The organism is Cribrihabitans neustonicus (assembly GCF_048820895.1).
Taxonomy (GTDB): domain Bacteria; phylum Pseudomonadota; class Alphaproteobacteria; order Rhodobacterales; family Rhodobacteraceae; genus Cribrihabitans_A; species Cribrihabitans_A neustonicus.
Map to the genome: position 1 here is coordinate 212,602 of NZ_JBMERQ010000006.1, position 10,631 is coordinate 223,232.

General features: G+C 66.0%; 8 protein-coding genes and 1 tRNA gene. All 9 read left to right on the forward strand.

The window, feature by feature from the left end:
• Positions 1–26 precede the first annotated feature (26 nt).
• The 9 genes from pcaQ (at position 27) to ACOHWE_RS14480 (ending at position 10,507) form a co-directional block, all read left to right on the forward strand.
• Complete coding sequence (gene pcaQ / locus ACOHWE_RS14440; protein ID WP_420667363.1) at positions 27–947, forward strand: pca operon transcription factor PcaQ; 921 nt, start codon at positions 27–29, stop codon at positions 945–947.
• Between the two features lie 249 nt (positions 948–1,196).
• Positions 1,197–2,072 (forward strand): branched-chain amino acid ABC transporter permease, encoded by an 876-nt coding sequence (locus ACOHWE_RS14445; RefSeq protein ID WP_420667384.1) that lies wholly within the window; start codon positions 1,197–1,199, stop codon positions 2,070–2,072.
• Positions 2,073–2,076: 4 nt separating this feature from the next.
• Positions 2,077–3,162 carry a branched-chain amino acid ABC transporter permease gene (locus ACOHWE_RS14450; protein WP_420667364.1) on the forward strand — a complete coding sequence of 362 codons (1,086 nt, stop codon included), beginning with the start codon at positions 2,077–2,079 and terminating at the stop codon, positions 3,160–3,162.
• Complete coding sequence (locus ACOHWE_RS14455; RefSeq protein WP_420667366.1) at positions 3,159–3,926, forward strand: ABC transporter ATP-binding protein; 768 nt, start codon at positions 3,159–3,161, stop codon at positions 3,924–3,926. Before ACOHWE_RS14450 ends, ACOHWE_RS14455 begins: the two co-directional genes overlap by 4 nt.
• Positions 3,926–4,699, forward strand: a complete 774-nt coding sequence (locus ACOHWE_RS14460) for an ABC transporter ATP-binding protein (protein WP_420667367.1) — start codon at positions 3,926–3,928, stop codon at positions 4,697–4,699. Before ACOHWE_RS14455 ends, ACOHWE_RS14460 begins: the two co-directional genes overlap by 1 nt.
• 60 nt (positions 4,700–4,759) lie before the next feature.
• Positions 4,760–6,664, forward strand: coding sequence for an AMP-dependent synthetase/ligase (locus tag ACOHWE_RS14465; protein WP_420667368.1), 1,905 nt, complete (start codon positions 4,760–4,762; stop codon positions 6,662–6,664).
• 39 nt (positions 6,665–6,703) lie between these two features.
• Complete coding sequence (locus ACOHWE_RS14470) at positions 6,704–7,870, forward strand: ABC transporter substrate-binding protein (RefSeq protein WP_420667370.1); 1,167 nt, start codon at positions 6,704–6,706, stop codon at positions 7,868–7,870.
• Positions 7,871–8,299: 429 nt separating this feature from the next.
• Complete coding sequence (locus tag ACOHWE_RS14475; RefSeq protein WP_420667371.1) at positions 8,300–9,955, forward strand: transcriptional regulator; 1,656 nt, start codon at positions 8,300–8,302, stop codon at positions 9,953–9,955.
• A gap of 477 nt (positions 9,956–10,432) precedes the next feature.
• A tRNA-Gln gene (locus ACOHWE_RS14480) sits at positions 10,433–10,507 on the forward strand.
• Positions 10,508–10,631: the final 124 nt, after the last annotated feature.

Below are 10,631 nucleotides of genomic sequence, written 5' to 3' on the forward strand. Positions count from 1 at the left end.
CGGTAGTGAAAGATAACCCCATGGATATGCGTTTGTCTTCCGTCCTGAAGCTCAGGCATCTGGAGATCTTTGCTGAGGTCGCCCGCAAGCAGAGCGTGACCCAGGCTGCCGTGGCGCTGGGACTGACCCAGCCGGCGGTCACCCGCGCCCTGCGCGAGCTGGAGGCGGTCTGCGGCAAGCCGCTGGTGGAGAAGCACGGCCGCGGCATAAGGCTCAGCGCCTATGGCGAGATGTTCCGCGACTACGCCGGACGCAGTCTTGCCCTGATGCGCGACGGGGTAGCGGTGCTGCAGGAGCTGGGGGAGGAAGACGGCCCGCGCGTGGCCGTCGGTGCGCTGCCAACAGTCGCCTCGGTGCTCGTGCCGGACACGCTGGCTGCCTTGCGCGCGGGCGGTGCTGCGGGGCGCTACTCGGTTCTGACCGGCGACAACCGTTATCTGCTGGACCAGCTGAGCCGCGGCGCGCTGGACCTCGTGGTGGGGCGGATGCCCGCGCCCGAGGACATGGGGGGCGCCACTTTCGAGCCGTTGTTCCGCGAGCGCGTCGTGGCGGTAGTGGCGCAGGATCACCCGCTGGCGAACGTCGCGGAGATACCGGGCGACGCTCTGGAGGCGCACCCGGTGATCCTGCCTGCCGAGGGTTCGATCATCCGGCCGCTGGTGGAGCGGCTGCTGCTGGAACAGGGCCTGAGCGCCCCGCGCTTCCCGGTGGAGTCCGTCTCCCCCTCCTTCGGGCGCCGCTTCGTTCTGGCGCATGGGGCGGTCTGGTTCATCAGCGAGGGCGTGGTGCGGCCCGAACTGGAGAACGGCGCGATGCGCGCGCTGCCGTTGGAGACCGCCTCCACCCTCGGCTCGGTGGGTCTGTGCGTCCGGCACGGACATCTGCTGTCACCCGCGGCAGAGCGTTTCTGCACGGCGCTGCGGCGGCAGGCGCGGGGCAACGCTTGATTGTGCCGCGGTGCGGAAAATCAGTGCTGCGGGCGCATAATGCTGGGGACCCGCCGGGGTTAAGTGCAATTTTTGGTTGCGTTTCCGGGGGTCAATGGAATTGACAGGCCGATTCATATCTTCCTAACCTGAACTCAGACGCCCCGGGCGTGCGGGCCGCCGCTAACGCGCAGCCTGCCCCGGTAATTGGCGCCAAAGCCCGGCAACGCCCGGGCGCTGAACCGCCCGAAGCGGCGGGGGGAGGACATGTTGGACGTCTTGCAACTGCTGGTGAGCGGGCTTGCGAATGGCTGCGTCTACGGGCTGATCGCGCTGGGATTTGTGCTGATCTACAAGGCGACGGAGGCGGTGAATTTCGCGCAGGGCGATTTCATGATGCTGGGGGCGTTTGTGACTCTTGGGTTCACAAATGCCGAGTATTTGCACTTGCCATTCTGGATCGCGGCGCCGCTGGCGATCGCGGTGATGGCGGGGTTTGGTTACCTGCTGAACCATTTCCTGCTCAGGCACCTGTTCGGTGAGAGCCAGACCGCGGTGGTGATCCTGACAATCGCGCTGGGCTTCGTGATCCGCTTCATCGCCGGGCTGATCTGGGGGCATGAGCCGCAGACGCTGGAAAGCCCGCTGGCGCTGGGCGACGTGCAGCTTGGCGGCGTCGTGCTCGGGCTGGCGGATGTGGCGGTGATCGTGGTGACCGTGGCACTGACCGTGGCGCTCTACCAGTTCTTCCAGCGCACCCGGCTGGGGCTTGCGATGCAGGCGGCGAGCCAGAACCAGATGGCGGCCTATTTCATGGGCATCCCGGTCAAACGGGTGCATGGGCTGATCTGGGCGCTGTCCGGCGCCACCGCGGCGGTGGCGGGCATCCTCTTTGCCTCCAAGGGCGCGATCGACCCCAACGCGGGACTGTTGGGGATCAAGGCCTTTGCTGCGGCGGTGATCGGCGGCTTCGGCTCGCTGCCGGGCGCGCTTGCGGGCGGGCTGATCGTCGGCGTGATCGAGCCTTTCGCGGCGCGGTATCTTGCGGCGGGCTATTCGCAGATCGCGCCTTACGCGCTGCTGCTTGCGGTGCTGGTGTTCCGCCCGCACGGGCTGTTCAGCCAGGTCCGGGTGAAGAAGGTCTGAGCTCATGCGCATTCATTTCAAGACCTCCTACGAGCATGACATCCGCCTGTTTCCCGATGCCTGGACCGCCGCCCTTTATGGCGCGCTGATGCTGGTTGCGGTGCTGCTGCCGCTGCTGGTCAGCGAGTTCTACCTGGGCGAGGTCACCAACGTGCTGATCTGGGCCATCGCCGGGCTGGGGCTGATGCTGCTGACGGGCCAGACCGGGCAGGTGAGCTTGGGCCATGCGGCCTTCCTGGCGCTGGGCTGCTATACCAACACCATCCTGATCGAGGCCGGGCTGCCCTTCATCCTTGCCTTTCCGCTGGCGGGCATCCTGACGGGCCTCGCGGGCGTGCTGATCGCGATTCCGGCGCTCAGGCTGCATGGCATCTACCTCGCCATTGCCACCATCGCGCTGTCGATCCTGGCCGATGACATCATCGTGCTCCTGGAACCCTGGACCGGCGGCGTGTCGGGCAAGTTCCCGGAGATGATCACCATCTTCGGCTTCGAGATCGAGCGCTGGACCATGCCCGCGCGCTTCTACTACCTGGTGCTTGCAGTGACCGTGATCTGCACGCTGTTCTACCGCAACCTGCTGCGCGCGCCCTTGGGCCGCGCCTTTGCCGCGGTGCGCGACAGCGAGGTTTCCGCCGCCGCGATGGGCGTGCATATCGCGCGAACCAAGGCGATGGCCTTCGGGCTCAGCTGCATGATCACCGGCTGGGCGGGCGCGCTGATGGGCTATTACGCGGGCGCCTTCAACAACGAGACGTTCTCGCTGGTGATCTCCATCACGCTTCTGATGATGATCGTGATCGGCGGGCTGGGGACGATCCACGGCGCCTTCCTGGGCGCCGTCGTGGTCGCCTTCCTGCCGCAGGCGCTGGCGATCCTGCGCGATGCGGTGACCGGCGGCAGCGTGGCGATCCCGGGGCTGGAGACAGGCGTCTTCGGGATGATCCTGATCCTCTTCATCCTGTTCGAGCCGATGGGGCTTTATGGCCGCTGGCTGAAGATCCGCACCTGGCTCGAACTGTTCCCCTTTGCCCGCAAGGACATGTTCCGCCGCCAGAAAAGCTACCTCAAGACGGAGCGGCTGAGATGAGCCTGCTGCAAGTGGAAAACGCCACGCTGAAATTCGGCGGCGTGGTGGCGGTGAACGACCTGAGCTTCTCGGTCGAGGAGGGCGAGGTCTATGCCATCGTGGGGCCGAACGGGGCGGGGAAATCCACCGTGTTCAACCTGATCTCGCGGTTTTACGACCCCTTCGCCGGGCGCATCAGCTTCGACGGGCAGGACCTGCTCACCCGCAAGCCGGACGAGGTCGCCGACCTCGGCATTGCCCGCACCTTCCAGAACATCGAGCTGTTCGATCAGGCCACCGTCTTGCAGAACCTCTTGGTCGGGCGGCACCGGCACCGGCGCAGCACGCTGCTGGAGGAGCTGTTCTTCACCCCGCGCGTGCGCCGCGAGGAGCACCGCCACCGGGCCGCGGTGGAGGAGGTGATCGATTTCCTCGACCTCCAGCCCTACCGCGACAAGCGCATTGCCGGGCTGCCTTACGGGGTGCGCAAGGTGGTGGAGCTGGGCCGGGCGCTCGCCTCCGGGCCGCGGCTCCTGCTGCTGGACGAGCCCGCCTCGGGCCTGTCGGTGGAGGAGACGCGGGACATGCGCTGGTGGATCGACGACATCCGCCGCCAGATGGGGATCACGGTTCTGATGGTGGAGCATGACATGGGGCTGGTCTCGGGCGTTTGCGACCGGGTGCTGGCGCTGGCCGATGGCGCCAAGCTCGCCGAGGGCACGCCCGCCGAGGTGCAGGCCCATCCGGCGGTGATCGAGGCCTATCTCGGCGCGGGGGCCGCGTGATGGGGGCGCCGGTGCTGGAAATCCGCAACCTCGAAAGCTTCTACGGCCCGGTGATGGCGATCCGCGGCGTTTCGCTCAAGGTCGACGCCGGGCAGGTGGTAACCGTGCTGGGCGCCAACGGCGCGGGCAAGTCGACGCTGCTGAAGACGATCTCCGGCATCATGGACCCGGAGAAGGGCGAGGTGCTGTTCCAGGGCGAGCCGATCCAGGGGCAGGAGCCGCACAGCATCGTACAGAAGGGCATCGTGCATGTGCCCGAGGGGCGCGAGGTGTTTCCGCTGCTGACCGTGGACGAGAACCTCAGCCTCGGCGCCTACACCCGCCAGGGGCGCGCCGAGATCGAGCGCGACCGGGAGAAAGTGTTCTCCTACTTCCCGGTGCTGGCCGAGCGGCGGCGGCAGGAGGCGGGCACGCTCTCGGGCGGGCAGCAGCAGATGCTGGCGATCGGCCGCGGGCTGATGCTGCGGCCGAAGATCATGCTCCTGGACGAGCCGTCGCTGGGGCTGTCTCCGCTCTTGGTGCAGGAGATCTTCGCCATCCTGCGGCGCCTGAACGCCGAGGAGGGCGTGACCATGGTGCTGGTCGAACAGAACGCCCGCATTGCGCTCGAACTCGCCGACGTGGGCTATGTGATGGAGACGGGCCGTATCGTGATGGACGGCAGCGCCGAGCGGCTGATGGAGAGCGAGGACATCAAGGCCTTCTACCTCGGCCAGCAGGCCGCGGGCCAGCGCGGCGAGACACGCTGGAAGCGCAAGAAAACCTGGCGGTAACGGGGCGGTGACGAGGCGTAGAGCGAAGGGCGCTTGGGCATGAATATGGCGGAGAGAGGCATGAGGGACGAAAGCCAAGGGTCAGGGGAGCAGCCGGTTCACCCGCAGGTCACGCTCAACGGCGTGTCCTACAACGCCACCCCCGGCCAGCGCCCGGTCACGGTGGACGGCTGCGACACGCTCGCCAAGCTCTTTGCCCGCCGCTGCGCCGAACAGGGCCGCCGCACCGCGCACCGGGAAAAGGACATGGGGATCTGGAAGTCCTATTCCTGGCAGGACTACTGGGACCGCGCCAAGTGGATCGGCCTTGGCCTGATGGCGCTGGGGATGCAGCGCGGCGAGGTGGTCTCGATCCTGTCGGAGGACCGCAAGGAGTGGCTCTATGCAGACATGGGGATACAGGGCGCGGGCGGCATTGCCTCGGGCGTCTACACCACCGATTCCGCCAAGCAGCTTGCCTACCTGCTAACCAACAGCGGCAGCCGCTTCCTGATCGCGGAGGATGACGAGCAGCTCGACAAGTTCCTGGAGATCGAGGCCGAGGTGCCGCATGTGCAGACCGTGATCCTGCTGGAACGCGAGGGGCTGCATGGGCTTGATCACAGCAAATGCCTGTTCCTCGACGAGCTTTATGCGCTGGGCCAGCAGTATGAGGCCGACCACCCCGGTGCGTTTGAGGCCGAGATCGCCAAGTCCAAGGCGGATGACACCGCGCTGCTGATCTACACCTCCGGCACCACCGGCCCGCCCAAGGGCGCGATGCTGAGCCATGAGAACATCCTCGCCTCCGCCGAGGCCGGCGCGCGCGTTCTCGAATGCCTGTCCACCGACGAGCAGCTCTGCTTCCTGCCGCTCTGCCATATCCTGGAGCGCAACGTTTCGGTCTATTTCCCGCTGGCAGCGGGCAGCACGGTGAACTTCGCCGAAAGCCCGGAGACGGTCTTTGCCAACATGCAGGAGGTCTCGCCCGCGACCTTCTTTGCGGTGCCGCGAGTGTGGGAGAAGGTCTATTCCCAGGTCTTGGTGCTGGCGCAGGAGGCAACGCCGCTGGGGCGCTGGGCCTTCAACCAGGCAGTCAAGGCCGGGCGCGCGCGGGCAAAATACGCGATGCGCGGGGAGGCGGCGCCGGGCAGTGTAGCCGCGGCCTATGCCTTTTGGGACTTTGCGGTTCTGCGCAACCTGCGCCGGATGCTGGGACTGGACCGGCTGCGCCGCGGCGGCACCGGGGCAGCGCCGGTCTCGCCCGCGCTTCTGGAATGGTACTGGGCGATCGGCGTGCCGCTGATCGAAGGCTACGGCATGACCGAAAACGCGGGGCTTGCCACGGTGAACACGCTCGCCGCCAACCGCCCCGGCACGGTGGGTCCAGCGGTGCCTGGCACAGAGTTGCGCATCGCGCCGGACGGTGAGATCCAGACCCGCGGGCTGAATTCCTTCCAGGGCTACTGGCGGAACCCGGAGAAAACTGCCGAAACCTTCACCGAGGACGGCTGGCTGCGCACCGGCGATGCCGGGCGGCTGGAGGAGGGCGGCAGCCTGGTCATCACCGGCCGCATCAAGGACATCCTGATTACCGCGGGCGGCAAGAACATCACCCCGGCCGAAATCGAAAGCCGGCTCAAGTTCTCGCATTACATTTCCGACGCGGTAGTGATCGGCGACGGGCGCAAGTACCTGACCTGCCTGATCATGATTGACCAGGAAAACGTCGAGAAATTCGCGCAGGACCGCAAGATCCCCTTCAGCGACTTCGCCTCGCTTTGCGCCTCGGTCGAGGTGGTGGAGCTGATCGGCCAGGAGGTTGAGGCGGTGAACCGCGAGTTTGCCCGGGTCGAGCAGATCAAGGACTTTCGCCTGATCAACGTGCTGCTCACCGCCGAGGACGAGGAGCTGACCGCCACCATGAAGCTCAAGCGCGGGCTGGTGGAGCGGAAGCACAAGGATCTGATCGACAGTATGTACTGACTATGCGGGCAGGGGCCCGGAACCAGGGAGGAGGCGTATATGAAGACACTTAAAGGAAAGCTGGCATCCACACTTGCCGCGGCGGCACTGGCCTGCGGCACGGGCGTGATGGCGGAAACGCAAGGGGTGAGCGACAGCGAGGTGGTGATCGGTTCGGTCAATGACCTCAGCGGCATCTTTGCCGCGGTGGGCGTGCCTGCCGTCAACGGCGCCAACCTGCGCTTTGCGGAAGCCAACGCGGCGGGCGGCGTGCATGGACGAAAGATCCGTTTTGTGGTGGAGGACAACGGCTACCAGATCCCGCGCGCGATGCAGGGCTATAACAAGCTGCTGAACCGCGATCAGGTCTTTGCCATGCTGCTCTCGCTCGGCACACCGATGAATCTCGCGGGCTTCAAGCTGCTGGACCCCAAGGGCATTCCCAACGTCGGCCCCCTCACCGCCGCGCGCCAGATGCTGCAGGAGCCGGTGGCGAACAAGTTCATCGGATTCTCCAGCTACTACGATCAGACAGCGGCCGGGGTCACCTACCTCGCGGGCGAGTATGGCGCGCAGGAAGTCTGTGCCATGTATATACCCTCCGATTTCGGCAAGGAAATCGAGGAGGCGGCGAAGGAAACCGCGGATAAGCTGGGGCTCGCATTTGCGGCGGAGACCACGCACAAGCCGGATGAACTGGACTTCACCGGCTCGCTTACCAAGCTGAAGGCGGCGGGCTGCGATATCGTAGCCCTGGCACTGGGCGTGCGCCAGGGCATCACCGTTGTCGGCACTGCCAAGAAGCTGGGCTGGCAGGACGTGAAGTTCCTGAATACCTCCGCGGGCTTCCTTGAGGCGGTGGCAGCGGTGCCGGGCGGCGTCACCGACGGGCTTTATGCCGCCGCGGGCTGGGCCGACCTGATCGCCCGTGCGGAAGACGAGGCACCGGCCAAGTTCATGGCCGACTACGAAGCGGAATTCGGCCAGCCCGCGGGCGGTTTTGCCATGCTCGGCTATTCCGCCGCCGACACGCTGGTGCGCGCGCTGGAGGCGGCGGGGCCGGATCTCACCCACGAAAGTTTCATTGCCGGAATGGAAAGTCTGGACTATTTCGACGCGCTGACCGATACCCAGATCACCTATGGCGCCGATGACCACCGCGGTGCGGATGATATTGTCATATCCGTGGTGGAAGGCGGCAAGTGGAAAGAACTGAGCCGCCAGTAACTGCAACCTTTCCCCGGGGCAGGCCGCGCTGGCGGCCTGCTCATACCCTTGCGGTACAGCACTCGGATTTCATCCCGGAAGAGGCCGCGCCGCGCCATAGCCCGAGAAGCTTGTCATTTTCCGACCTTTCTTCAGCCCATGGCTACTGAATGCCGCCGCAATGCCCGGAGAAGGGGTTTTGTGGGGTTTTCCGGATACAGGTCGGATGTGAAGCCAAAGCTGCCGGGTATGCACGTTGCGGCGGTTTTCCGACTTTTCTAAGCTGGTTTCATAGATAGGCATTTTCTGATTATTGGATCGATATTCTATCGAAAGCTCATATCGGAAAGTCATTCATACTACCGCCTTTAGGTTGTAAAATAAATATATACAAGACAATGTAATGGTGGTGTAATCGAAGCGTGCAAATTTCGCTAAGCGGGGGTTGGCATGAGTATTCTTCTAAAGATTTACCGTTTTGGGGCATTTGGTGTCTTCCGTCCGGATGGCTCGGGCATTCCTCTGGGCGCCAAGCATCAGGCGCTGATGGCGCTCCTCTCAACCGCCGACGGCGGCATCCGGACCCGGGCCTTCCTTGAAAAGACGCTTTGGTGCCTGGCGCAGCCGGAACAGGCCAAGGCCAGTCTGCGCACAGCACTGTCGACGCTGCGCCGCCACCTCGGCGGGGAGGCGGCCGGGCTGATCACTGCCAACAGGGAGCGGGTGACGCTGGACCTGTCACGGGTGGAGCTGGACAGCTCCACCTCTGGGGCGGAGTTCATGGAAGGCTTCGAGCTGCCGCATGAGGCCGCATTTGGCAAGTGGCTGAGCCAGGCGCGTGCAGAATTTGCCCGGGCGCCCGCGGGCGCCGCTGTCCGCGCACCGGGGCGGGTGATCCTCGACAAACTGCTGCCGTCGATCGCAGTGCTTCCCTTTGCGCAGCGCACGCCCGGCGGCGCGCCGGAGCCCCTGGGCGAATTGATGTCGGAGGAGCTGTCCCGCCACCTGTCGCGCAGCTGGGCCTTCTCGGTCACCTCCTACCTTGCCTCGCGCACCTTCGACCCGGCCAGCGTGCGGCCAGCGGATGTTTCCGCGCTTGCGGGCGTGGATTACCTGGTCTCCGGCACCGTCATCAGCAGCGAAGATGGCCGCCGATTCCGGGCCGAGATCGACCTCCATGATGCGGTGCGCGAAAAGGTGATCTGGTCGCGCAGCTTCGAAGGCTCCCTCAGCGGGCTGATGGAGGGGCGCAGCGCCATCCTCAGCAACGCCACCCAGCAGATCGGCCAGACCGCCGCCGCTGAGGCGGTGCGCCTGGCCAGCTTCAAACCGCTGTCCTCGCTCGGCAGCCACACGCTCCTGATGGCGGCGATCTCGCTGATGCAGGAAATGGACGCGGCCAGGTATCAGCAGGCGCAGGAGGTGCTGACCCGGCTGATCGCGCGCGAGCCCGAACATCCGCTGGCGCTCACCTGGATGGGCTTCTGGCATGTGATGCGGGTCGAAAAGGGGCTCTCGCCCGACCGCGAGCACGACAGCCGGATGGCGAGCCGGATGGCCGCCGCCGCGATCCGCGCTGCGCCCGGCTTCTCGCTCGCGCATACGCTGAACGGGATGATCTCCAGCAACCTGATGTTCCACTTCGACTCGGCGCAGGATTCCTACGATCTCGCCCTGCGCGATAACCCGAACGAGGCGCTCGCCCTGCTGCTCAAGGGCACCACCCGCGCTTACCAGGACATGCCGGAGGAGGCGGTGCAGCTCACCGATGCCGCCTGCCGCCTGACCCCGCTGGGGCCGCAGCGTTATTACTTCGACGCAATGTCTGCGGTGGCGAACCTGTCGGCCCGGAACTACGGCCGCGCCATCGAGCTGGCCGACCGCTCGCTGGAGGCCAAGGGCGCCTTCCCGGTGCCGCTGCGCTCCAAGGCGATTGCGCTTCAGATGTCCGGCCGCGGCGACGAGGCGCGCGACACGGTAAAATCCCTGCTCGAGGCGGCGCCCGGCTTCTGCCTGTCGCATTACCAGCGCGACAACCCCGCCGCGATGAGTCCTGCCGGTCGCGACTGGGCGCTGGCGCTGCGCGAGGCGGGCGTGCCGGAGTAGCTGCCCCAGCAGCCCGCAGCGGGCTGCGGCGTTGCTGCGGCGGCGGGCTCACCGGCACCCTGCCGGTCACGGTCAGCAAGGAGATCGTGGCCGGCCGCGATCAGCGCCATCTCCGGCCGTCTGACCGGTTGCGAACCCGCCGCCGGAGGTGCCGCCCTGCCGCCGCACCCTGCCTGCTGCTTCTCCGGCCAGCGCTGAATCCGGACCTGCGGCGGCGGGCCGCCTGAAGCGCTGCCCGGCCCCTCCGCAGCGCCCCCCGGCGCTCCGGAGGGGAGCCCCGCCGGGGGCCGGCACCGGCCCGCGCCCTGCATCCTAAGCCCCTCAAACTACGCCCATTACCGTCCGACCTCCGGCCGCGGGCCCGCCCGGCCAAGGTCCGTCCGGACCCCGCGCCGGCGAATTTGATAAGAAGTGCATTTTTTTTCCAGAAACCCTCTTGCGCCCTCCCGAAACAAACTTTAGACAGCGCCTCACCGATGGGGTGTAGCCAAGTGGTAAGGCAGCGGTTTTTGGTACCGTGTACCGTAGGTTCGAATCCTACCACCCCAGCCATCGGCCTCTCACACAAGAAAACAAGCTCCCGCCGCACCCGTTAGCCCCGAAAAGGCCCCCGGTTTCGGCCCCAGTGTCTTGGCGTGCTGTTAGCCGCTTCAGAACGGGTGTTTAGGGTGGGTCG